This window comes from Salmonella sp. SAL04196 (genome assembly GCF_046550835.1).
In the GTDB taxonomy this organism is placed as follows: Bacteria; Pseudomonadota; Gammaproteobacteria; order Enterobacterales; family Enterobacteriaceae; genus Salmonella; species Salmonella enterica.
In genome coordinates this window covers 1,854,864-1,879,481 of sequence record NZ_JBGDXE010000001.1, presented here as the reverse complement: position 1 = coordinate 1,879,481, position 24,618 = coordinate 1,854,864, and the positions used below count along the sequence as shown (strand labels likewise).

The 24,618-nt window shown below is 43.1% G+C and carries 19 protein-coding genes and 6 pseudogenes; 18 read left to right on the top strand and 7 right to left on the bottom strand.

All coding sequences use genetic code 11. The features are described 5' to 3' along the window. Positions 1-108: 108 nt before the first annotated feature. Positions 109-201: pseudogene (locus ACLJPE_RS09440) on the top strand (DNA-invertase); the annotation flags it as partial. Position 202: 1 nt separating this feature from the next. On the opposite strand, the pseudogene ACLJPE_RS09435 reads toward ACLJPE_RS09440, so the two are convergent. Beyond that, positions 203-334: pseudogene (locus ACLJPE_RS09435) on the bottom strand (phage tail protein); the annotation flags it as partial. A gap of 88 nt (positions 335-422) precedes the next feature. Here ACLJPE_RS09435 and ACLJPE_RS09430 point away from each other — a divergent pair. From ACLJPE_RS09430 to ACLJPE_RS09390, 9 genes and pseudogenes are all read left to right on the top strand, one after another. After that, positions 423-986, top strand: coding sequence for a recombinase family protein (locus tag ACLJPE_RS09430; RefSeq protein WP_000639149.1), 564 nt, complete (start codon positions 423-425; stop codon positions 984-986). A gap of 175 nt (positions 987-1,161) precedes the next feature. After that, positions 1,162-1,413, top strand: coding sequence for a hypothetical protein (locus ACLJPE_RS09425; protein WP_071587521.1), 252 nt, complete (start codon positions 1,162-1,164; stop codon positions 1,411-1,413). Between the two features lie 202 nt (positions 1,414-1,615). Further along, on the top strand, positions 1,616-1,948 hold the full coding sequence (locus ACLJPE_RS09420; RefSeq protein WP_032214357.1) for a FlxA-like family protein: 333 nt from the start codon (positions 1,616-1,618) through the stop codon (positions 1,946-1,948). Positions 1,949-2,663: 715 nt separating this feature from the next. Beyond that, positions 2,664-3,845, top strand: coding sequence for a tyrosine-type recombinase/integrase (locus ACLJPE_RS09415; protein WP_001130496.1), 1,182 nt, complete (start codon positions 2,664-2,666; stop codon positions 3,843-3,845). 392 nt (positions 3,846-4,237) lie between these two features. Next, positions 4,238-4,856, top strand: a pseudogene (locus tag ACLJPE_RS09410) (ABC-three component system protein). Beyond that, positions 4,856-5,314, top strand: coding sequence for an ABC-three component system middle component 2 (locus ACLJPE_RS09405; protein ID WP_000251689.1), 459 nt, complete (start codon positions 4,856-4,858; stop codon positions 5,312-5,314). The pseudogene ACLJPE_RS09410 and the gene ACLJPE_RS09405 overlap by 1 nt, the downstream one beginning before the upstream one ends. After that, the gene (locus ACLJPE_RS09400) at positions 5,307-7,127 is read left to right on the top strand and encodes a hypothetical protein (protein ID WP_223152479.1); all 1,821 of its coding nucleotides are present in this window, start codon (positions 5,307-5,309) and stop codon (positions 7,125-7,127) included. The genes ACLJPE_RS09405 and ACLJPE_RS09400 overlap by 8 nt, the downstream gene beginning before the upstream one ends. A gap of 246 nt (positions 7,128-7,373) precedes the next feature. Continuing rightward, positions 7,374-7,487 (top strand): annotated as a pseudogene (locus ACLJPE_RS09395) (DUF5375 family protein); the annotation flags it as partial. A gap of 13 nt (positions 7,488-7,500) precedes the next feature. Beyond that, on the top strand, positions 7,501-9,834 hold the full coding sequence (locus ACLJPE_RS09390) for a primase-helicase zinc-binding domain-containing protein (protein WP_114050523.1): 2,334 nt from the start codon (positions 7,501-7,503) through the stop codon (positions 9,832-9,834). Positions 9,835-9,966: 132 nt separating this feature from the next. Here the strand turns inward: ACLJPE_RS09390 and ACLJPE_RS09385 are convergent, their stop codons facing one another. Further along, entirely contained in the window at positions 9,967-10,923 is a 957-nt protein-coding gene (locus ACLJPE_RS09385) for a hypothetical protein (RefSeq protein WP_039514466.1), read from the bottom strand. Between the two features lie 682 nt (positions 10,924-11,605). Here ACLJPE_RS09385 and ACLJPE_RS09380 point away from each other — a divergent pair. Further along, positions 11,606-11,827: pseudogene (locus tag ACLJPE_RS09380) on the top strand (hypothetical protein); the annotation flags it as partial. Between the two features lie 47 nt (positions 11,828-11,874). Here the strand turns inward: ACLJPE_RS09380 and stbE are convergent. From stbE to ACLJPE_RS09355, 5 genes are all read right to left on the bottom strand, one after another. Next, entirely contained in the window at positions 11,875-12,633 is a 759-nt protein-coding gene (gene stbE / locus ACLJPE_RS09375; RefSeq protein ID WP_039514464.1) for a fimbrial biogenesis chaperone StbE, read from the bottom strand. Beyond that, positions 12,599-13,924 carry a fimbrial usher protein StbD gene (stbD, locus tag ACLJPE_RS09370; RefSeq protein WP_000899094.1) on the bottom strand — a complete coding sequence of 442 codons (1,326 nt, stop codon included), beginning with the start codon at positions 13,922-13,924 and terminating at the stop codon, positions 12,599-12,601. The genes stbE and stbD overlap by 35 nt, the downstream gene beginning before the upstream one ends. Positions 13,925-13,928: 4 nt before the next feature. Next, entirely contained in the window at positions 13,929-16,496 is a 2,568-nt protein-coding gene (locus ACLJPE_RS09365) for a fimbrial outer membrane usher protein (protein WP_039514462.1), read from the bottom strand. Continuing rightward, positions 16,480-17,241 (bottom strand): fimbrial biogenesis chaperone StbB, encoded by a 762-nt coding sequence (gene stbB, locus ACLJPE_RS09360; protein ID WP_000781486.1) that lies wholly within the window; start codon positions 17,239-17,241, stop codon positions 16,480-16,482. Before stbB ends, ACLJPE_RS09365 begins: the two co-directional genes overlap by 17 nt. Before the next feature lie 61 nt (positions 17,242-17,302). Further along, the gene (locus ACLJPE_RS09355) at positions 17,303-17,839 is read right to left on the bottom strand and encodes a fimbrial protein (RefSeq protein WP_000062033.1); all 537 of its coding nucleotides are present in this window, start codon (positions 17,837-17,839) and stop codon (positions 17,303-17,305) included. Between the two features lie 663 nt (positions 17,840-18,502). Here ACLJPE_RS09355 and ACLJPE_RS09350 point away from each other — a divergent pair. The 7 genes and pseudogenes from ACLJPE_RS09350 to ACLJPE_RS09320 all read left to right on the top strand — a co-directional run bounded on the left by ACLJPE_RS09350 (position 18,503) and on the right by ACLJPE_RS09320 (position 24,612). After that, entirely contained in the window at positions 18,503-19,237 is a 735-nt protein-coding gene (locus ACLJPE_RS09350) for a transcriptional regulator (protein ID WP_001005860.1), read from the top strand. After that, a pseudogene (locus ACLJPE_RS09345) lies at positions 19,210-19,510 on the top strand (hypothetical protein). Before ACLJPE_RS09350 ends, ACLJPE_RS09345 begins: the two are co-directional and overlap by 28 nt. Before the next feature lie 512 nt (positions 19,511-20,022). Continuing rightward, positions 20,023-21,597, top strand: coding sequence for an EAL domain-containing protein (locus ACLJPE_RS09340; protein ID WP_000868297.1), 1,575 nt, complete (start codon positions 20,023-20,025; stop codon positions 21,595-21,597). Between the two features lie 99 nt (positions 21,598-21,696). Further along, the gene (locus ACLJPE_RS09335; RefSeq protein ID WP_000081363.1) at positions 21,697-22,440 is read left to right on the top strand and encodes a transcriptional regulator; all 744 of its coding nucleotides are present in this window, start codon (positions 21,697-21,699) and stop codon (positions 22,438-22,440) included. Then, positions 22,413-22,901 (top strand): hypothetical protein, encoded by a 489-nt coding sequence (locus tag ACLJPE_RS09330; RefSeq protein ID WP_000545419.1) that lies wholly within the window; start codon positions 22,413-22,415, stop codon positions 22,899-22,901. The genes ACLJPE_RS09335 and ACLJPE_RS09330 overlap by 28 nt, the downstream gene beginning before the upstream one ends. 401 nt (positions 22,902-23,302) lie before the next feature. Continuing rightward, positions 23,303-23,827 (top strand): Ail/Lom family outer membrane beta-barrel protein, encoded by a 525-nt coding sequence (locus ACLJPE_RS09325; protein ID WP_000830237.1) that lies wholly within the window; start codon positions 23,303-23,305, stop codon positions 23,825-23,827. 143 nt (positions 23,828-23,970) lie between these two features. Continuing rightward, the gene (locus tag ACLJPE_RS09320; RefSeq protein WP_039514459.1) at positions 23,971-24,612 is read left to right on the top strand and encodes a helix-turn-helix transcriptional regulator; all 642 of its coding nucleotides are present in this window, start codon (positions 23,971-23,973) and stop codon (positions 24,610-24,612) included. The last annotated feature ends 6 nt before the right edge of the window (positions 24,613-24,618 follow it).

Below are 24,618 nucleotides of genomic sequence, written 5' to 3'. Positions count from 1 at the left end.
AAAAAATCGGCTGATTCAATTAATGCTACAAATAGTACTATTTTTATTTTCCAGAAACTTTCAAAAAAAGTCCTTTTCGCTCAGGAGGAGCCTTGCCGTTCTGGCATTGAAATGGAGTGTGAGCTGATCGTTGAGCGTACCAGAGCCGGGTTGGAAGTGGTGCGTTCAAAAGGTCGTATTGGTGGCAGGCGTCCAAAGCTCAATCACCGATAGCGATGGAACTACCGCCCAGTGTGTTATTAGTATTCACGCCGAAGGAAGATGTCTGTGGCAGGGTTAACTTCCCGTTCATCTCATCGCCAGTTTTCTGGACTGCGCCCGCAGCCAGATTTATCGTTTCGCCTAAACCAACCTTTCAAATATTTTTCTGAATCAGGTGATATTTCGCCTCTTCTCCTGTTTTTACAACAGGAGAAGCACTCATGATTTACGGGTATGTTCGTGTATCAACAAATCATCAGGATACAGAGTTGCAACGTCTTGCACTTGAGTCAGCTGGCTGTGAGCGAATTTATGAAGAATATGCCAGTGGCAGAACAGCTAATCGCCCTGTGTTAAAGGAATTAATTACGGTGATGAAAAGTGGAGATGAGTTGATTGTCTGGAAGTTAGATCGGATAGGGAGAAATGTGCTGCATGCGCTATTGATGTTTCAAAATCTGCACGAAAAAGGTGTTAATTTTCGGAGTATTACAGATGGCGTAGACCTGAAAACAGCAAGTGGTCGCTATAATTTCCGTAATATTCTTTCTGCTGCGCAGTATGAATCTGATTTGAATAGCGAGCGAACTTTAGCTGGTTTGGCTATTGCCAGATCCAAAGGCCGGATTGGTGGGCGTAGACCGAAGTTTAGCGACGAGCAGTGGCAACAGATGGGAGCGCTCATAGCGGCAGGGAAATCACGGCGTTATGTTGCACGTATCTATAACGTTGGGCTATCAACCCTATATAAACGATTTCCTGTTACTGGCATTCAAACGAAATAATTTAAAAGCAATTTAAAGAGTTATTTGTCTAATGTTGGAAGCCGCAGCCACGTCGTATGCAAGAACGTGCTGCGGCTGGCTGGCGAACTTTCGATAGTGCGAGTATTGAATGATTTCCAACTGTTATCGATTTTGCGTATTTTTTGCATGAGAGGATTTTTACCTCCTCCCACCGATCCTCCATGGCTTTACGCCAGTGTCTCTGGTCTGCTATGTGCCAGGAGCAGCCATTGCTAAGTCCATCCTGTATTGTGCAGGTCAGCTCGTTTTTAAAGAGTCCGGCCATCATCTTACTGGTACAGACACCATATACTTTGTGACGGTCAGGCTACATATGCACAACTCAACTTATTCATCTATTTTTTGCTTTAGCATGTCAGTGTTGCTTTCTCGTCGGCGGGTGAGCGGTGACCTGACCTGTCGATAAAGGAACGTAGCACGTTTTATGCAACACCCGCATGCGGCAGAAAATTATTGCCGAACGTTTACCCCTGTCAACAAGCTTTACTTTCTGAGGCGCGCCAGCCCGCGAGGAAAACAATCTGAACATCAAACAATTAATGACACAAGAAATACGATTAAAGATTTTTTTGTGCATGCCGATAGTGCTTTTTTAAAAGGAGAAATCTATGTCTGTCACAATTCAGGGAAATACCTCAACCGTTATTTCAAACAACTCCGCCCCGGAAGGAACATCAGAAATAGCCAAAATCACAAGACAAATTCAGGTGCTGACTGAAAAGCTTGGGAAAATCTCATCGGAAGAGGGGATGACGACACAGCAGAAAAAAGAAATGGCTGCATTGGTACAGAAGCAAATTGAAAGCCTCATGGCTCAACTGGAGCAGTTGTTAAGGCAGCAGGCAGAGAAAAAGAATGAAGACGCGACAGTTCAGCCTGATAAAAAAGAAGAGAAAAAAGACGATACAAATACCGCTGGCACCATTGATATTTACGTCTAAGTGACAGCCGTATTGTGGCCCTCATCGGGCCACTTTTCGCCATCAGCCTTTTCTTTAAAGACATATTATCTTTGTATCATTTCTGATAGTTAACATTACAAGATATAAGTAATGGACGCACTCCCAATTAGTCTATTTAAATCGCCACGAGTTTAACTGACAACCCATGATCAATTATGAATTGCAACTATTTCTGTAGTCACTTTTGTGGGGACAGTCCACAAAACTGCCAACTTCCGCTTCTTGCTCATAACAGACATAAACTTCAGTTATGGCATAAAGGTATGCATGCTGGGTGGGGAAAGTATGAAGGAAAAGAAGACTGCTGCGCCGTTTGTCGTCACGTTTATCTTCATTGGCTATGCAAGTCGTAATACAAGGTGTGACAAAACTGAGACACATAAGGCCTCGCAATGGCTTGCAAGGCTTTACATGTTTTGATGTGGTGGGACGTGTGAGCGCAGTGTTGATGGGGTAATGCTTTGAATTAGAAGTGGATTCTTATAATTCGTAATGCGAAGGTCGTAGGTTCGACTCCTATTATCGGCACCATTTCAACGTCCCAAAACGTCCGTATTCATCCATAAATACCCTGATTTATAAAGACCTTACTGATTTTAAGTCCCTCGGCGTCCGTAACCATCCAGTAGAATCCGATACAGAATGTGTATAGGATTGTGTATATGTTCCTGTTCGGTCCTGGATTCCTATACACATGCCTTTAAACGATATGCAGATTCGCCGCGCTAAGCCTGAAGCTAAAGCCTATACACTTGGAGATGGGCTAGGGTTGTCATTGCTTATAGAACCTAATGGAAGCAAGAGTTGGCGGTTCCGCTATCGCTATGCCGGCAAACCCAAAATGATCTCGCTTGGTGTTTACCCAACGATCACCCTTGCCGATGCTCGTTCCCGTCGTGATGAAGCTCGAAAACTTGTGGCAGAAGGAAAGAACCCTAGTGAGGTTCGAAAAGAGCAAAAGCTAGCTATGCAAACAGAGTCAGAGAACGCCTTCGAAAAGATAGCCAGAGAGTGGCATCAACTTAAATCTGCTAAATGGTCGGCGGGATATGCATCAGACATCATGGAAGCGTTTAAGAACGACATTTTTCCTTATGTCGGAACAAGGCCTGTGGGAGAGATTAAACCGCTAGAGCTGCTGAACGTTCTGCGTAAAATTGAGAAACGTGGTGCGTTGGAGAAAATGCGCAAAGTGCGGCAGCGTTGCTCCGAAGTGTTTCGCTACGCAATTGCAACGGGTAGGGCGGAGTACAATCCTGCGGCTGATCTCTCCAGCGCTCTCGAAGTACACCAATCCAATCATTTCCCATTCCTAAAAGCTGATGAGATACCTGATTTTCTACGTGCCTTAGAGGGTTACTCCGGGAGTAAGCTTGTCCAGATAGCCACGAAATTACTGATGATTACGGGTGTGAGAACCATCGAATTACGCGCGGCATTATGGCAAGAATTTGATCTGGATAACGCTATTTGGGAAATTCCTGCTGAAAGGATGAAAATGCGTAGGCCACATCTTGTGCCCTTATCATCTCAAGCGGTAGATTTACTCAATGAACTCAAGATCATGACAGGGAACTATCGTTATGTTTTTCCAGGGCGGAACGATCCGAATAGGCCAATGAGCGAAGCGAGTATAAATCAAGCCATTAAGCGTATTGGGTATGGAGGAAAAGTCACTGGACATGGTTTTCGTCATACCCTTTCTACAATCCTGCATGAGCAAGGTTTTGAGAGTGCTTGGATTGAAATCCAGTTGGCTCATGTAGATAAAAATTCTATTAGGGGGACTTATAACCATGCTCAATATTTTAGTGGAAGGAAGTCTATGATGGACTGGTACAGTAATTTGATATTTGAAAGACTAAAAAGGAGTTAATTTGTGTCTCAACCACTTTCGGAAATATTGACATGGGATGATGAACAATGGGAGGTATTTGTCCATGATTGGCTTATTGTCTGTAAATCAGATGATTACCCGTGGAGCGAACGTTTGGGAGGAGCTGGAGATAAAGGTAGAGACGTTGTTGGATATAAATCGGATCCTAACGTAGAAGGTTATTCTTGGGATAATTATCAATGCAAACTGTACAAAAAAAGTTTAGGGTTCTCTGATGTTGTAGTTGAGTTTGGAAAACTTATCTATTTTACTCTGAATGGTGATTATCCCATCCCTCAGAAGTACTTTTTTGTGGCACCCTATGATTTATCTACTACATTTTCTAATTTATTGAAAAATAAAAACGAGCTTAAAAAAGCAGTCCTTGATTCATGGGATTCAGCAATTTCAAAAAAAATAACTAAAAAGATTGATATTCCATTAGATGATGAAATAAAAAAATATATTGAGGATTTTGATTTTAGTATTTTTTACTCTCTACCCTTATCATTGATTTTAAATGATATTGCAAATACACACCTTTATTTTAAGTACTTTAACGAGCTGTATGTCGTGAGAATCCCTCCAAATGAAATTCCAACATACAATTCAAAAAAAGAGTCTGTATATGTTAATGCACTGCTTCAAGCCTATTCAGAGCATGGAAATAAAACTTATAGTTCTTTCTTAGAGCTTGATGATCCATACAGACGACACTTTAATAATAGTAGAAATGATTTTTATTTTGCATCTTCGCTTGAGGTTTTTGTCCGCGAAGTATTTAAAGATGATGTATTCAAAGCATTGAAATGTTACATTTCATCTTCAATTGAACCCGTCTTTTATGAAGACCATAATTATGCATTTATTAGGTGTAATGCAGTCTTGAAGCAGGCTGTTCTGACACCAATTGCACATTCAGTACTATCAAAAATATGTGAAGCAAATGATAAAAAAGGAATATGCCATCATTTGGTTAATGATGGTGAAGTAATTTGGACGGTGAGATAATGGTTAGAATTTATAATTCAAGTTTAGAAGTGGCATGTCGAATAGCGAAAGTGCTCGTCGCTATTTATCCTTCTTCATTAAGCCTTGAACGGCTTATTTGTTTTGATTTTATTTTAGTAAATCTTAAGGATTTTTTACCTGAAGAGATTAGTCTTCATCCTCCAATACCCCGTAGAGATGCTCAGTTAGCCCTAAAACGAGAGATTGTTTTAGAATCATTGGCTTTGTTGCAAGGCTATGAACTAGCCTCAAAAATTTATACACATCGTGGTTTTGTATATAAAGCTTCTGAAAAAACATATGCATTTACAAATTCTCTACATAATGAATATGTTGCGCAGATGGAGCATAATATAAATTTGGTGGTTAAGTTATATAGTGATATTCCTGATGAGCAGTTGCAATCAATTATAAAAAATAAAATTGGCAAATATGATATGGAATTTAATTATGAATGACAATTTTTTTACGTTCAGAAAAATAAAGGTAACCGGATTCAATAAATTAGATGCTATAATTGAATTTGGTTCTAAATTGACTATTTTATATGGTGGTTCTGACTCTGGAAAAACATACATATATTATTTGATTCGATATTTATTAGGGAGTGAAAAACTAAAAAATAAAGATATCGATCATGCTCAAGGTTATGATTTAGCCTATCTGGAATTTAATTTTCAAGGTAGGGTAATGACAATTGAGAGGTCTCTTCAGGATAGCGCCCATTACAGATTATATGATTCGAGCATTGAAAATGTTAGTGAAGCTAATCTGTTGATGGTTTTTTCCAAAAGTGCTTCGTCTAAAAAGAGTTTTTCATCATACTTTTATGGTAGGTTGAATTTCAAAGAGGCTAAAGTAAGAACAAACTTAAGTAATACTCTTCATAAATTTAATCTTAATAATGTTTTTGAATTTTTTTGTATTGATGAATTAAGAGTGTTAACTGAGAAGTCGTTAATTCTTTCTGATATTCCTAGCGAGGAGACAAAAAGAAAGTCTGAATTTAAATTCCTTTTAACTCAGAGAGATGATACTAACTCCTTAGCAGAAAAACCAAATAAAAAAGCAAGATATTTTTTAAAAAATCAAATTGCAAATATTTATGAGGAATTGAAAGCGCAATTAATTTATCCTGAATATGATCAAGTCATTGTTTCAAGAGAACTTGAGAAAGTAGAGCAAGATATTGAATCATCGAAAGATATATTGAAAGGTATTGTTGATGCACTTGATGATAAGAAGCAATTATTAAAAGAGTTAAGTGATGAATTATATTCAATCAGTGACAGGGAAAAATACTTATCATTACTCATTGAAAGATTTAGTCTTCTTAAAGACCAATACTTTATAGATCTACAAAGAATAGATGTTGTATCACAGGCGAATTTCTATTTAAATAATTTTGCAGATATTTATTGTGAGTTCTGTAATACACCGCAAAAAAAAGAAAATGAAATATCATATGATGATTATTTTTTGTCGTGTAATGCAGAAAAATTGAAAATCAAAAGCCAGCTGAAAGGATTAATTGAATCAATCGAATCTAATGTTCGCGAACATGAATTAATTATGTTAAGAAAAAATGATGTTAATGAAATTTATCAAGCAGAAAAAAGTGATTTTAAGACGTTAGAAGATAAAAAATATAAAACAATACATTCATCTCTTGAATCACTTTATGAATATAAAGACAATCTTTTAATGGATCACACAAAACATAGCATTCTATCCTCATTACAAGATAAAGAAGATGATGTTGACGAACTTAAATACTCCGCCGAGGACTTTGACTCCTTAACAGTAGCTGATTTGTATGATATAGAAATAGCGATGCAAGACTTTTTGAATGATATAAATTTTGATAATTCTAAAGATAACAAAGTGCGATTTGACGAAGATACATATGACTTTAATATCAATGGGAAACGCCGAGGAATGTTTGGTAAAGGTACCCGTGCAGTAATGCATGCTATATTTACCATTTGCTTTGCGGAATTTTTATCAAGAAAAGGGAATCCATTCATTGGATTTGTTGTGCTTGATAGTCCATTAGTGACGCACTTTGATAAAGATAGAGGGGTTTCTCTATCGGATGTTAATAGCGTCAGTCTCAGTGATTCATTTTATCACGCATTAATCAAAAGGGACTATAATTTCCAGATTGTAATTCTTGAGAATAAAGGTCCGACGTTCCAAATAAAAATTAATGATGCAAATAAAATCCATAACTTAAATAAGAATGGAAGCTCTGGTTTTTATCCTGTTTAATACATTAAAAATATAACTGCTAATTGGGGTGCTCGAAATTATATTTCGTTTCGAGTGCTCAGTTCATTTCTAAATAATTTGCAAAATTATTTTGGGTACTTTCGCCTCTACACTTCCTTCGGGTGGTTCCACAATAATGGATCTCACCGGCGTTTGATATTTTATAATCTAACCCCTTAGCGCGCGCAGCCCCCCACGCCTGCCCGCTTCGCTTAACAGACTGGTTTTCATGCATTCCGCAAATTTTCGGATCTGATGGAGTCGGGGCCGCTTAAAGCCTGTCCGGTTCTCTCACTGCTCGGAATGACGGTCATGGATGAACTTTGTTCCCGTCACCTCAACAAACCAGCGCTGCACTAAGGAGGGCCGCACAATGTCAGGAATGAAAGTTAGCCAGGCTGAGAAAGCAGCTCGGGGTCACTGGTCAAGAATTTTACCTGCGCTGGGCGTAAATGTACTGAAAAATCGGCACCAGCCCTGCCCGGTCTGTGCCGGGAAAGACCGCTTTCGATTTGATGACCAGGAAGGGCGGGGAACGTGGTTCTGTAACCAGTGCGGGGCAGGTGATGGCCTGGCGCTTGTAAGTAAAGTACTGGATGTAGGCATTAGTGAAGCGGCAGACAGAATAAACGGCATTACCGGAAACCTGCTGCCAGTATCTCAGGGAATGCTTGAATCTGGTACTCCTGAAAAAGAGGACGGGAGAAAAGCTGCAGCAGTGCTGGCTGCCCGTTTGTTTGATAAGTCCCGCCAGACCACTGGCAATGCCTATCTGACGAGTAAAGGGTTTCCTGCACTGCCTTGCCGGGAATTAACCGCCATGCATAAAGTCGGTGGTGTGGCATTTCGCGCGGGAGATCTTGTCGTTCCATTGTATGCAGATGGAGAGCTGGTAAATCTGCAGTTAATCAACGCTAATGGGGGCAAATGCTTCCTTAAAGGCGGTCAGGTTAAGAATGCCTTTTACCTGGTTGAAGGTACTGCCAAAGCAGCCAAACGGCTCTGGATAGCGGAAGGATATGCCACCGCACTTACTATCAACTATCTGACTGGCGATGCTGTCATGGTGGCCTTTTCGTCCGTCAATTTCCTTTCCCTGGCGAGCATTGCCTGCAGTGAGTACCCAACGCACCAGATAATTATTGCTGCTGACCGCGATCTCAACGGTGCGGGGCAAACAAGGGGCGCAGCTGTTACCGGGGCCTGCAATTGCACAATGGCGCTCCCGCCTGTGTTTGGTGACTGGAACGATGCATTCACGCAAAACGGCGAAGAAGCCACCCGGCATGCAATTCATGAAGTAATAAAACCAGCTGTTGCCAGCCCCTTCGACACAATGAGCGAAGCTGAATTTACCGCGTTGAGCGTCAGCGAAAAAGCGCAGAGGGTAGTGGATCACTATAAAAATTCACTGGCAGTAGACCCGAACGGGCAACTCCTTTCACGCTATGAGGCGGGGGCCTGGAAAGTTATCTATTACGCCGATTTTGCCCGTGATGTCGCTGCGCTGTTTCAGCGCCTCGACGCACCTTTTTCATCCGCGAAAATTGCGTCTCTCGTGGAAACCCTCAAACTGATCGTTCCGCAACAGCAGAATCCGGCGCGGCAACTTATCGGATTTCGCAACGGTGTGCTCGATACCCGGACAGGATTGTTCAGCCCGCACGATAAGAAGCACTGGTTACGTACGCTGTGCGAGGTGGATTACACGCAGCCCGTTGACGGTGAGTCACTGGAAACCCATGCCCCGGCATTCTGGCGCTGGCTGGATCGTGCCGCAGGTTTTAATCCTGAAAAACGGGACATTATTCTGGCTGCATTGTTTATGGTGCTGGCTAACCGTTATGACTGGCAGCTGTTTCTGGAGGTCACTGGCCCTGGCGGAAGTGGAAAGAGTATTCTTGCTGAAATAGCAACCATGCTGGCGGGTGAAGATAACGCGACCTCGGCAACCATTGAAATGCTTGAGTCGCCAAGAGAACGAGCTGCGTTAATAGGTTTTTCACTGATTCGACTTCCCGACCAGGAAAAGTGGAGCGGTGACGGGGCCGGACTAAAAGCCATCACTGGCGGCGATGCGGTATCCGTTGATCCCAAATATCAGAACGCCTATTCAACCCACATCCCGGCGGTCATCCTGGCTGTGAACAATAATCCGATGCGCTTCACTGATCGTAGTGGTGGAGTTTCACGCCGAAGGGTGATCCTGCATTTCCCCGACCAGATAGCCCCGGAGGAACGCGATACCCAGCTCAAAGAGAAAATTGCCAGTGAGCTAGCGGTGATTGTTCGCCAGCTTATGCAGCGTTTCAGCGACCCAATGAGTGCCAGGACATTGCTTCAGTCACAGCAGAACTCCGATGAAGCGCTCACCATCAAACGTGATGCTGATTCAGCTTTTGATTTTTGCGGCTACCTTGAGGTCCTACCTGACACCACGGGCATGTTTATGGGGAACGCTAATATTGTTCCACGTCAGCCTCGAACTTACCTCTACCATGCCTATCTGGTCTACATGGAGGCTAACGGCTATAAAAATACGCTCAGTCTGACCATGTTTGGCAAGGGGCTACCGTTAATGCTCAAGGAATATGGGCTGCAGTATGAGAAACGACGGACCAATCAAGGAATGCAGACTAATCTGGCCCTAAGAGAGGAAAGCAATGCTGACTGGTTGCCAAAATGCGATGAGTTTGCAGCGAAATAACTGACCTAAGACCGGCTGTGCCGGTCTTAAATCCGCTACAGGAAATTATCTCAAAATATATATCGATAAAATTTAAAAGTTATATGCTAAGGCGTCAGCGGAAAATGCATCTAACTCATTGTTAGATGATGTTTATTTTTGAATTGATTTAAACATCCCATCGAGTTGTAATTTATTTATGTCGGTTTTTTTTATGGCTTTAATTAAGTTTTCAATAACTTCCAAAGAAAAAATTACATCTTTCTTTTCAATTCTAACCCCCCCGTGGTGGCTGCAAGCATTAAGGATGTCCTTTGTAATTTCAACATTATTTTTCATTAATGGTTCATAGTCCAGAGCCTCAATAACAGAAACTAAACTACCTAGCATTTGCTCTTGGTATTGAACGTTGTTTAAATGCATTATACGAATATTAACAAGCATGAGAATATATTCTAAATATCTCCTGGCAGTATTTCCTTTCTCTTGTAAAGAATCACGATCATATTCCTCAATACTCATGACTTCATTATGTAAAGAGGCTATTTTGTGCTCTGCTAATGAAATATTTATCGCATCCATGAGGTTTCGTGAGAAGCCTGTAGATGTAACATGACCATTTGCGGGCCTTGTTAAAATACATGTAGTATAGCAATTTATATTTGGGGTCTGGATTGTCTCATTTACTCTTTTAACCGTTCTATAAACGTCTACCATATAAGAACCTGAGTTTTCAAATGAACATGAAGAGCATTTTGTATTATATATTCTATTTAGAGATAACTGATTGTGATAGTATCCCTTTAAGAAAGCATATATAGTGTCATTAAACTCGACAAACACAACGGACTCAATATATATATGGAATTTATCATTGGGGTGCCACTCTAATTCAAGTCTTCTTGTAGAGTCATCAAAGGAAAAGTTTGAAATAAAGTCCCAGTTACCTAAATCTATAAAATCAACGATATTTCTACCTGCACCATGGATATTTTTATTTATTAAAGTTGTGATTGAGTTTTTTATAATGTCCCAATCATGAATTTCATGATCGAATTTATTATTGATGGTTTCTTTTATTTGATTGGAAAAGTTTGAATAACTAGTCACTTGTTAGCCTCAAAATTAATAATGAGTATTAAAATTTAATTGATATTGTCTATAAAATGTAGCGATGCAATTTTATTGCAACGAAATGATTTTTACAACATACCATTATCGCTAAACAAAATCGCACCCATCAAATCAACTTACGTTACAATCACTACAAAGCGATTGCATTTAAATTCAAAACAGTCTTCTGTTGGGCGCATTTTTTGTTGTACTGGACTAAAGAGAAAAAATGGGGTAAGGAACAAATACCTTCCGTGCTCAAAAATTAGGTTTTTATGCACTTATTAATCAGTCAAGGTGAACAGTAAAGTGTTCACTTCTTATCAATCGTTAATTTCATATCTTTTTGAATATTAATGAAAAAAAATACAATGAGTAGTATGAACAGTTTTCCCCCAAAAAAAGTTTTTTCTGCCTTGAGAATACGCGGAAAGCGAACGCCTTCACCAATGTGTATAGGGGTGTGTGTAGTTTAAATCTTCTATTTTAATTTATGTATTAAAATCATTGTGTTGGGGGCGATTATTGGTTCCTATTATCGCACCATCTCAATCAAGTAGTTACAAACTTTTCTTTCATAACAATCTTCTCATTTTCTTTCTCGCGTACTTGTTTTGCATGGTATAGATGTCTATGAGGACGTCAGTCCGGAAAGCATTCGTTCTGCATGGTATGCCTTTCGTTATTCTCAGGGGCTGCTAAGCCTGTGACAACGGGTATCGAAAATAATTTTCGCGGTTATATGATGCGTAATAATAATACGTTCTACACATTAATTGAATCAGATAATGAAAACGTATGGGATATGTCTGTTGAGGAGAAGGGAACTCAACAGAACAAAGATGCCGTGCAAAAAGAAAAATATCAGCTTAATGCTATTTTTGACAATGGTACATGCTGAATTCTGGCTTGTCTCAGGGATACGACCGTATCCCTGAATATTTCCCATCAAAACTCAGAAATAAAATCACTCTTACTAATATATTTTTCCAGTATGGCGGTATATTGTCGCCAGTTCCCTGAGTCATTGATTACTGCATAATTTATCGATGCTCCCGGCGTTGGCGAGCGTGTTAGCGGCACATCAAGTGCTGTTTTCGGCGCAACCATGATATCGCCGATACTTTTCTTGTCATCCGTCGTTAGCGTTAAACTCATATACCACGAGGTGGGGTTAACTATCCGTATAGTATTCTCTTTAGCAATAAAACGTAATTTTTTCTCCTCCGCTTCCGTTGGCGCTTTTAGCCCGGTCGGGCGAATTAAAATTTTTAGCCGCAAACGAAGCGGTAATACCAGTTTTCGCGGGTTGTTTTTAATGTCATGGGGGAGTGGCGGTATCTGATAAATGTTTAGCCAGAAGAGACTCTCCCGGTCCGTTGCAAGCTGCTGGCGGGAACTCAGGAGCAGGCGAAGCGTTCTCAGTTCCCCTGGCTGCATTTTAAATACCGGCGGCAGCGCCACCAGCGGCGTTTTGCTATTATCCGGAGAGGCGTCAATGTTTCCGGCGTCGGTCCATACCTGTAACAGCATCGGCGTTGTATTATCGTTGGATAGTGTCAACGATTGAGCGATATCATCTGAAGCAAAAATAATTCGGGTTCTGTCAATATTAACGGCGGCTTGTGCCGGGCCATACCATCCCGTCAACCCAAGTAGCGTTAATATGACTTTACTGAAAACTAACCACTGCCTGTAATTGCGCATTCACGCTTCCTGCCGTTACTGTTTGTCCGCCGATCGCCTCAAGCGAGGCAGTAAAATCACCGCTGTAGGTTTCTACTGAACCGGATGATACTCGTGTGGTTAAATCTTTATAGCCATACCAGCCTCGGGCGTTGCCAGTGCCTGTCTTGATCCGATCGGGTAACAGGTTAATCGGCGTACCGGCATCGTTATAGATGCGGATACCCACTCCGGAAGCTACGCCAGGTTCGCCATAATGGGTGTCCAGTAGCCACGACAGACCGCCTGCGGATGTGGTTAGCCCCAGGCGACGCGCCGCCGCCACGGCGGTGGGTTGATTAACGACAAACCCCATTGCGACATTAGCGGCGCTGGTGGACGGGAGGGCACTGGACACGGCACCGGACTCACATTCCAGGCTGACGTGGAAAGGCGCCTGGCTATTGCCTCCGGCGGCTAATATGCCGACGGCGACAGGGGGAATTTTCACGATCGCAGGATAATCTGTGATTTTACATAACGCGCCGCGAACATAGGTGACGCTATTATATGTACTCCATGCCCCGGGCCAATAGCCGGGCCAGCCATAATAATCGCTGGCATGATCCAGTCCCGCTTGGATCCGCTCGGTAATCAAGCCTGGGCCTTTAAAGGCGATATAACCCCGAGGCTGCGTCCAGGTATCTCGGTCCATTGGATTCTGGTAGGCAAAATATTTTCTTGAGTCAATTTTAAACATCTCATATAACACGTTGCTAAACGCGCTGGCAGGAATATAAATATATTTGTCATCCTGAAACCAACTGTCTGCGGTAAGTTGGCGTTCTTTCCAGAAACGGCTGTAATATTCGCCGGTACTGAGGTTTGTCATACGGACAGCAACATTACGCTCCACATCATAATAGGCGCCTTCTACTTCGGGAGTAAAAAATGCCCCCGCAAAAGCGCTATCGCCATTTGTCGAATACATCTCATAGAGCTTCCCGGCATCGGCGGTATCGCAGCGGTAAAGTACCTGTTTACTGGAATAGGGCGTGCCGGTGGCGGCCGTCAGGAAGTTACCGATCCCACTGGCCAATAATGTGCCGGAGGGTTGAAATGTTTCACTATTACTGATGCTAATCACCGTTGGCAAACCGATATTACCGGTATTCGTGTCAGTTGCGCCGATCCAGTTTTGCGCCGTGTAGCCCGCTTTTATCGCCGCGTCAGAGAGCGCGCTCTTATCGGTGACTTTGATACATGACGACCATGTTCCGGCGCTGACGAACAGGCTGGTGATAAACAATAGCGTTCGGAAACTAAAAAGCATTGTGCTATTCCTTCTCGCAGATTTTGTTCAGATAGAGAAACGGTTCTTTGGTGTGAAGATCGAGTTGGTAGGCAACCCGGCAACGCTGGTTTGCCCCTGTTCCCCAGCGCACCAGTAGAGAACCCGACGGATGGGCGATACGGGCATAAATCTGCCCACTCTGGCCGACCATGCCGATGTTTGTGCCTTCACCGTTGAAAACATCAGCGCCCATTGGCGGTATGCCGCCATCCGGCATCTTCACGGAGATCAGCACTGCTTTGCCGCTGATAGTGGCGAAATTGACACGCGCGATGGCGCCAGCATAGGGCACAATCTGCTGACTTCCTCCCGTCAGTTCGGCATCGCTGCGCATCTTACGGGTATCGAGCGTAACGTTATTGACGCGGTAAGGAGATAACGAAGGCAGAATGGCGTAACCAAAGCGATCAACCACAGCGCCCTGGCCATTTTGTACGATCGCGCCCTGCGCGCCATCGGCATGAATAAGCGCAAAGGTATCGCTGGTATAGGGGCCAGCCGTCAGACCGCCAGGGTGAAGTACCAGGGTGCCGGACGCGCCCAGCCCTTCCTGACGATAGTTATCACCCTGGTCATAGTTGGCGCGAAGTGCGCCAAACCGGGTGTTTTGTTGTAGATTACCGCCAAACGTCGTTGGCGCGCTGCTATCGCTATTGCTATTGCTATTGCGATAACGCTCGTAGCCGCCATAAACCGACCATGACAGGTCGCTGTTTTCACCGCTACTGCCGGTCATGGATACGGTTGAGGAACGGCTTTGACTGGACTGGTTATAATTCATGGCGACAGACGTTCTGTTTTCGCCCCAATCCAGCGGTATAGAGACATTAAACGACATTGTGGTTTCGGTATATTTTTGTCGGCTACTCACGTCCAGTGGTTCGTTAACGCCGTGATAAAAGCGATCGTAATCCCAGGTGGTGCGCTGTCGTGCGATATTCACCCCGTAGCTTATATTCCGCCACTGGTTGCTATACCCCATTTGTAGCTGTGTTATACGCGATTGGTTATTGTAGTAGTCTGCGGTGCTGGCGCTGAGGTTAAGCGTGCCAAGCCGTCCTAACGGCTGGCTTACCGTTGCGGACAGGCGATTGCGCTGATGCAGCGTGTCGGAGTAGTAATCAATCCCCGTTTTTGCTTCCCGGCGTACGCCGAGCACGTCCTGAAGATCGCGAAAGCCGTTGGTTGAATAACGATAAGCCGCCAGTACCAGGTTAGTGCCGGTGGTAAACGTTTTGCTGTAACTGAGTTCCGCGCGCCAGCCTTGCTGGCGATCATTATGCTCTGCGCGCGCATTCGACCAGGTGGCGTTAAGGCCGAACGCGCCCATACCGGTGGCCCAGACACCGCCCGCCAGCCATGCCTGGTAACGCTGCGCAATTCGTGAACCGAGGTTGAGGGTAATGGTGTTATTAACGCCGTGCTGGAACGTTCCCTCAAAGAAACGATTTTCAATATCGTAGTACTGACGAACCCTGCCGAAGGCCAGCGAATAGTGCCAGTTACCGGGGCGAACCGAATCCGGCACGGAAGAATAAGGCACGGTGAAACGTGAGGTTTTACCGCTGGCCTCGATAACCTCTACCTCCAGATCGCCTTGATAACGGGTGTTGTACAGATCGTCAATATAAAATGGGCCCGGCGGAACGTTGGTTTCATAAATCACTTTCCCCAGTTGTTTTACTACCACGTGCGCGCTACTGGCCGCTACGCCCCGAACTTCCGGCGCATAACCGCGTTTGCCCTGCGGGCGCATCCGCTCGTCGGTGACAAGCTTAGCCCCGTTAAAGGACAGACTGCCGAATAAGCTGGAGTCCGTATAGCTATCGCCCAGCGACAGGATACTGTTAATAGACGCGACAGGTCTTTGCACCCAGGTTCGAACGCTGTTATAGCGCCAGGCGCTTCCGCTCTGGTTGCTATTGGCATAGCGTAGATTACTTTGATGACGGACCTGCCAAAGTCCGAGGTTAACGCCCATGTTTAAACCGCTCCATAAGTATTGGTAGCGATAATGGCTGTCGGTATTTTCGGTGCGGGTCCAGTTTGTGTTATGGCGTAAAAACAGCGCCAGCGCGCCGCTATCCCACTCTGAAGGGGAGATATAACCACGCGGTTTGTGCGTAAGTTCGATCATTGGAATCGTCAGCAACAGGCGAAGCGTGGCGCTATCAAATTGCCAGCCGGCATGAGGTACCCACTCCCTGAGCGGGCGACACTCGGTCGCAGCGTCGGTCGCGGGGAGTGATTTTATCTGTGCCGCTTTCATCACCGATAAGGGCAAGCAGGGTTCCGTCTGTTGACCCTCTTTTACAGCATTAAATCGAATATTAGTGCTCGCTGTTACCAGCGTGCCATTAACGTAAACGTCGGCAAGATAGTCTCCGGAAGGCGTTTGCTGTTCATTAAAACGGGCAATATTTTGTCCGTAAGTGGCCCCCTGAAGTAGCGCAGGATCAAAATAATACTCTTCACCCTGCGCGGAGCCTGAGCAAACTATGGCGATCAATAGCGCAAGGCTTTTGCGGTTCAAATTAATGGTGGGGGACATCGTAGCTCTCGCTTATCCTTGCGCCCAGGTCGTTAACCAAAGTAACGGTGACTGTACCGGAGAAGGATTTGAGTGACCGTTTGCCCGGCAGCCACCAGGTTTGACTGGAGAAAGGGGCAATCATGTCAGCATCCAGGTTATACGAAGCGCCGTTCACTTTTACATTCAGGTTACTTAAAGAGGCAAACCAGGGCTGCGGATTAACAATAACAATACCGCTTTTTCCGGAACCCTTATTTACCGTTTTAATCTGTAGTTTTTTCGCCAGACTATCAGGTTTACCTAGCCCGTCAGGACGATAGAAAAGTTTTATTCTTGAGCGCAGCATCACCAACATTTTATTTTGCCCGCTGTCGCTGCCAATATTCGTTGGTGGTACCTGTAATACGTTAAACCAGAATACTGACTCACGATCCTGCGGCAATTTTTTCGTGTTGTTATAAATTACGCGTACCACCTGGCCTGCTTTGGGTTGAATACGAAATACCGGCGGCGTGGCAATGAACGGCATCGCGCTGCTATTTTCCGGGCTGGTATTCATATCGCCATCGTCAAACCAGGTTTGTACGATATAAGGTATTGCGTCATTATTTTTTAGCTGCACATCTACGGAGGAGGCTGTTGATGGGTAAATTATTCGGCTACCCAAAATAGTAACGCTCGCCCACGATGCTGTGGCGGGTAGGGCCAGGAATAGAAAAACTATTAAGTAATATAATGCGGAATGTCGGGTATCCATTTTCATCTCAACAACTCCCTGGCAATTGAAAATGGTCTGGCGTTTCAACGCCAGACCGTAGCGACGATTATTTATACGAAACGGCGTATTGTAGGGTGGCAGCGACTGTCCCTGCCTCTGCTTTCCCGGTAGAGTAATACCGCGCGGTATAAGTCGCGCTCGCTTCAGAAGCATTTGGTTCCAGCTGTAGGTCGCCGTCGCCAGTAAAGCCGCCGGTCAGATTGATTGGCTCCCCTGAAGTGTCGAGTAATTGGACTTCAACATTTTTCGCGCTGCCAGTATTACCCAGGTTACCGTTACTGGTGACCTGATTACCGACAAAGACGGTGGAAATTTTTGTTGTTTTGTCCTTAGAGCCGGTACACCCGGACAGCCCAATATCAAACGTTATTGGCCCCGCAGTTTTCCCTTGTTCTGATAAATCTTTAGTACTTACTGTTGGCAATAACACGACGGGTTTAGCCTGATTACCATTAATCACGACAGAGCATGTTTCATCAGAGACTTCCCCTTGAAAGGTGATGGTGTTATCAGAAACAGCCATCGCGCTGCTGGAGACAAGAAGTGAGCCTGTGATCATTGCTAAATACTTTTTCATAGACATATGATAATGTTCCTGTATTAATCTTTACTTTTTCAGGACGAGTGCAATTCGCCCGAATGTTTCGTGCTTATGGAGGAGTGGTAAAAATAACGATCATTAACTCTATTTTTGGATGTGAGCTATACCCTCCTGACTATTGATAATGCGATATAAAACAAACAGACTTATTTCTCTTATCATGAAATAGAGCGATAAGCGCTTTCGTCCATACATCTCATTAGTACAACTGATAGTGTTATCATTTGATTGAGTGTAATCCGATAACAATTCTCTCCGCGTCTGAATAGATAGACTATGTTGCAATACAAACCTGCACATTTTTGCTATGTAAAATCCGCATCAGTTAAACCTCCCGATGGATAATGCGATGGTGAGATTAAGGTAAATTTTCTGAAATGTGCTTCTGAAACAGTATAATTAGTCTTACTTTTTTCTTACTTTTGGCCTTTCAGAAGTTTCCTGAGTTTGCGTTAAGGTAAAGAAAGGTGTTCAGATTTACCTATAACTGTTTGATTTGTAATGTGCGGCTAATACTTGTGTCAATTATTGTTTACTATAAGTGAGACTTATAAGTTAAACTCAGGTTAATTAGGGGGCTGAATTCTTTTTTGAGCATGATAATATGTCGTCTGAATGATGGATGCAGTTACCTTTAGGATTGTCATGAATGAAAGCATATTTTTACTTGATAAGCGTGTTGTATTTGATAGTACGAAGATGACCTTATCGCATGGTAATGAGATAATCAGAATATCAGAAGCTGAGACCCATTTGCTTCTTGCTTTTTGGCATGGTCTTTACAAAAAAGAAGATATTATTCATTTTGTTTGGGAAAATCGTGGAGGCTGCGTCTCAGAATCAAGTTACTATAAACTCATTAATCAAATGAGAAATGATTTTAGTAGCATCGGTCTACAGCCATCTGATATCGTAACTCGCCCTCGGGTGGGGGTGTCGCTGTCTGTTGCCATTGAACCTATAAAAAAAATCACCTCCCTAAAGGTGAGTGATGAAAACGTTAAGGGCACCCCGACTCGGGAGAAAATATTTTACAAAATTAAACGTCACAGCGTATTTGTGGTATTAACAGGAGCCATTCTTCTGGCATTGCTCTATGGTGTATTTACTATATATAAAGCGCCTGTTCGTAACAGCTCTGATAGTTTTTTTACATATCTTGGCGAATATAACGATTATGCAATCTATAAAACAAAAGAGGATAAGGTCACATTAAGTGAAGTAGTTTTTGCTTTTAACTCTCTAAAAATTAAAATTTACCGGCAAAATGGACGCCATCTTTATTATATCAGGGAGCCTAACATGAATATTTTTCTGCAATGCTTAAATCCTGTTGAAATGGCGGTGCCAAAATGTATTACAGTAAAAGAACGTTACTGATTATATTTGTAATATTTATCGCCATTGTCGCAATCGGATCGGTAATAGCGCTTGAGTGGGTAAATCGTGACTCTTATAGAACCAATAATCTTATATGCACGACAAAATCAGAAGCGTATATTGCGCCACGAAAATTGTACATGGATGGTGGACTTGTGCTGGATCTTAAATCCGGCAGGATTACCCTACACTACGATGTTACTACCGATACGAAAGAAAAACGGCTTTTTTTTCGTGACATCTGCATCAGCAAACTGCGCAGAACGGGTATGAAAACATTTACTTTTAAAGTCAATTCAGTTAAGACTTTTGAGTCTGATACTGCTGGCGATTTGTTTTCCTGGCTGAGACTGTTACAGCCTGGTACGATTAATGAGTTAAAGATGGTAAAAATTGGGAAAAATACCTACATGTTTTCGCTTAATCGGCATTTGTATAATGTGTGTACCACCAGTAGTAACGTTGAGTTGTAGCCAATAATCCCTGTATTGATGGGAATTCGTTCCGTGATGGTTATGCCTCATCAGGCAGCGAACCTGGTATCAGGCTAACATATTGAATGCGTCTGTATTTTGGATATCTGCTATCGCTTATTTTAACGATAGTATCCTGCACCTGTTGGGTATTGATATTTTCTTGTCTATTTTCGGCACAGGGAGTGCCATCTTGCTATCATTAAGAACGTATAACCTATCTCTCAATATTGCTTTTCTATATTAATGTTACTTTAGTTATCTTATAAAAGCATACAGTGGCAAAAGGAAGGCCGGTAAGAGGGCAATGATTTGAAAGTAAGAAAGCTATTTCTGATGTTGTTTATTGCCGTTCCACTGATCGTCATGATATTGGTGGGGTTACTCGCGGGTATCTTCCAGCTAAAACGAGATATCGCCGTCAGCGCCAATACGCTGCTGCGGTTTAGCGCGGATATATCTGCCGCCTCCTGGCAAGTCGCCGGAAAAGCCACCAGACTGGCTGAGAGTTCCTGTACTGACACGCTGAAAGAACTGTCCAGAACGCGGGCCTTCACTCCTTATGTCCGTGACATTGGGTTTCTGGAAAATGGTGATATCACTTGCTCCTTTGTCACAGGAACCGAACGCTATCATTTTTCCCGGCTGGCAGGGCTTTCTTTACCTGCTTCTTATCCGAAACGGTGGTTGCGATCTATCGGTAGTATGGCCGAAGGACCCAATCGCCTTGTTGTGGTTTATGTGAAAAAAGTAGCAGCGAATAAAGCGGCCTTCGTCATTGTGGACTCGCAGTATGTCCAGGAGCTCATGGAGATATTGGCTGCAGAGAGAGCATCAGCCTTTAGCCTGACATTCGGCGCAGGGGAGGCGATTACCAGCGCTGCGACGTTGCGCGGTAAGGCGTTTTTAACGCAGCGGTTCACCTCAACCGATCACACTATCCAGCTGATGGTGCGAACCCCTTTCTCAACGTTATCGGCATACTGGTTACAAAACCTTTTTATTTTTGTTCCGCTGTCATTGTGTCTTTCTGTAGGGATGATGTTGTTCTACAGGCGCTGGTATTTAAAACGTTTATCTCTGGCCCGGGAGATTGCCAGGGGAATAACGCACAATGAGTTTACGGTACATTATCAGCCTGTTTTTAATGTTAAACACGGTAGTTGCGGCGGCGTGGAGGCGCTAATGCGCTGGCCGCAACCGGATGGCCGTTTTATAACCCCGGATATTTTTATTACCGCCGCAGAAAATGAAGGCATGATTATTCCACTCTCTCGTCATCTGTTCGAACTGATTGCTCATGACGTAATAAACTGGACTGTACCGGATGATTTCTATATCAGCGTAAATATATCGCCTGCGCATCTTATGGATGACGGTTTTATACAAGATATAGAGGCGCTCAGGACTCGTTTGGGAACGATAACGCTTATGTTGGAGCTCACCGAGCGTAGCCTGATTGTAGAACCTTCACAGGTCGCAGAAAAACTTTCAACGCTCCGTGAAAAAGGCGTGTTAATAGCGATTGATGATTTTGGGACCGGCTATTGCTCACTCTCCTATCTCCAGCAATTACCTGTAGACTCTCTTAAAATAGACAGAACGTTTATCGATACCATTGATACCAGCAGCGATGATGTTCCTGTCCTGGATACTATCATTACGCTGAGTCAGCGACTGGGGCTTAATGTGGTTGCCGAAGGGGTCAGTACCCAGCACCAATTGCGTTACATCTTAAGCCACGGGGTAGGATTCGTTCAGGGATTTCTTTATGCCAGGCCGATGGGGGCTAATGACTTTATGAGCTGGCTTGGCAAGTCGGCCCAGAGGCAAAATGGTTTGCTCAAAGGGGAAAACGGATCCGCGAGCGGCCTGGTGGCTGAATAATACAGGAGCTCGCTACGGAAAAAAATTCAATAGCGCGATATATCCTGGTAATATGTTTATGCCGTGAAGAAACGTGATAGCACTGGGGCGGATATTTTTATGAGTCAGAACAATTATCTGATTGACAAAAGAGTTATTCTTGATTGTGAACGAATGACGCTTTCCTGCGCCGGAGAGTCGATAACGATATCTGAATCGGAACGCAGTTTGCTTATCGCTTTTCATGAAGGCCTTTTTAAAAAAGATGATTTAATTAACTATGTCTGGGGGCGCAAAGGTGTCGTGGTCTCTGATGCCAGTTATTATAAACTGATTAACCAGCTACGAGGATCATTTGATAAAATAGGCCTTAAGGGGGCGTCTGTTGTGACTCGCCCTCGCGTGGGTGTTTTACTCTCAGTTTCCATTGAACCGTTGAGTGATGAGGCGCAAAATACGCCGTTGCCTGCTGTTGCTGAAACAGAATTATCGACGGTTGAAGTGCGACACGATGACACTATTATTACCCCAATACCGGGCGCTGTGAATAAAAAAGATTGGCTCTACTTTTGCCTGGCCGCGCTTCTGATGTTTTTTATGATGTATAAAGTTAAGGGTGAAAATATTGATTACTTTACCCTCCAGGGTTCGTATGATGGATACACTTTTTATAGTGTCGGGCATGATAAAACCCATCTGACGGATATCGTTGAAGCGTACTCCGAGATGAGCAATGAAATACATAAACAAAACGGAAAAATCATTTATTACATTCGCGTTCCTAATACAAATATTTTTGTCCAGTGTCTTAACCAACTTGATATAGCGGAGCCGAAATGCATTTCCATAAAAGAACGTTATTAAGCGTGGCGACGCTTGGTATGTTGGCTGTTTCAGTCGTACTGATGGTAGTTTGGGTACGAAACAGTAACCATAGTTCTATTAATACTAATGAATTTTTATGTACGACAAGAACGGTAACGACGATACAGCCTAAAGATATCCATGCCGATGGCAGTCTTGTTCTTGATTTTAAGATGAAGAGAATTACGCTTCAATATGAAATAAAAACAAAAGATAACGGTGTAAAAATATTATACCGGGACGTGTATATGAAAAATTTACATCGAACAGCGCCTGGTGTTTATACGTTCGAAGTATCCCAGGTAAAAGTCTTTGCCACGGACACGGCTGGCGATCTGTTATCATATTTACGGGTTCTGCATCCGGAAGCGGCTAATGAGATTCGAATATCTAAAGTGGGTGAGAAAACCTTTTTCTATTCTCTTAATCGGCAGCTTTATAACGTTTGTACCGCGCAGTAGATCTGAATGTTGTCTGAATGCGTCAGAACGCGAGTTGCGAAATTGCCCTCCGCAAGGGTAAAGGTTAACTCAATAATCAATTAAAATGCATGTAAAACAATGATTTATGAATTTCTTATTCTTCCGGGAGGTGACTGATACTCGCTGATAACCTCTCGCAGCCCGCCTGACGGATGAGATGCCAGGATCGGGTCTGAAGCAACTATGAATCCGCTATTAATAAAAAAGTAAGAACTCTGTAAGACTGATTTCATATCCATTATCGAATATATCAGGTTATATTACCTCCGCAGTTGGCATGACTGGTAATAAGCGCATTAGGTACTCTTAATCTAAATGCTATTTGTGTGCCATAAGTTCCGGTACCGCCTTAATTATATATCAAAAATGGAGTGGTTTTAATGAAAAGACGGTCTTCGTTCCTTGTTTTTTTAGGTTTATTATTAGCGTCACCTTTAGCTTTGGCTAACGATCAGCACACCGTATCGTTTGGTTATGCACAAACTCATCTCAGTTCATTGAAAAATAGCGATAGCAAAGATCTGCGAGGCTTTAATTTTAAATATCGTTACGAGTTCAATGAGACCTGGGGGATGTTAGGCTCATTCACCGCGACGCGCAATGAAATGGAGAACTACACCTGGAAAGAGGGGAAGTTGCATAAAAATGGTTCCGATTCTGTGGACTATGGTTCTTTGATGTTTGGACCAACATATCGTTTTAATGACTATGTGAGCCTGTACGGCAATGCGGGTATAGCGACGATGAAATTTAATAAACACTCAAAAGAAGACTCCTTTGCCTACGGCGCTGGCGTAATATTTAATCCAGTTAAGAGTATATCTATCGATGCATCATGGGAAGCCAGTCGTTTCTTCGCTGTGGATACCAATACATTTGGTGTCAGCGTAGGTTATCGCTTCTGACATTAAAAGTATAAGCGTTACGTTTATGGCAAGGAATTAAAAATAATATGGCGCTGCTACAGAATAGGGATGGTTATGAGCGCTCAGGTAATCTTAAGAGGAAGATAAAACACTCACCGTAGCGTTATTCTATTGATGAAATTATGATAAATTCACTATCGGAACAACTTCCGTTAAAAACGATAGGTATAGTTTTAACGGATGATTATTATACTTATTTAGGCATCGCTTCACTCTTTGAGGATGGGAAGTGCTTTATGTTCCCACTCAATGGAGAATATAATTCGTGTCAGATATCAGCTAGCGAAGATATCATAATTATTATTGATGGACGAGTTTTGATTCAGGGGGTCTGGAAAGGTTTTAAGGCGCTCATGCAGCATTATCCACATGCTCGTCGAATCTGGCTCACGCGCAGAGATATTGGAAAACTTTATCCACATGGCTGCGATAGAGATCCTGATATCGATCCCGATTTGGCAAAGCCTGTTTTTATTGAGCATTTCATTAAATACGCTTGTGCAAACGATGTAGCGCTCGGTGAACTTGCGCCGTTGACAAAAAAGGAGGAGGAGTTGTTATGGCACTTTTTATATAAAAAGTCGATGAGTCAGATCGCCAGTAGCTATGGCATGAGTCGTAAGACTTTGTACATTCATAGATTGCGTATCTGTCGTAAATATGGCTTCAAACGCTTTTTCCATTTGCTATTTATTTACCAAAGAAGTCGCCATATCTTCGCATCTAAAATTTGCCGTGTAGACAAAAACGCCGATCAGGCTTGAAGCAAA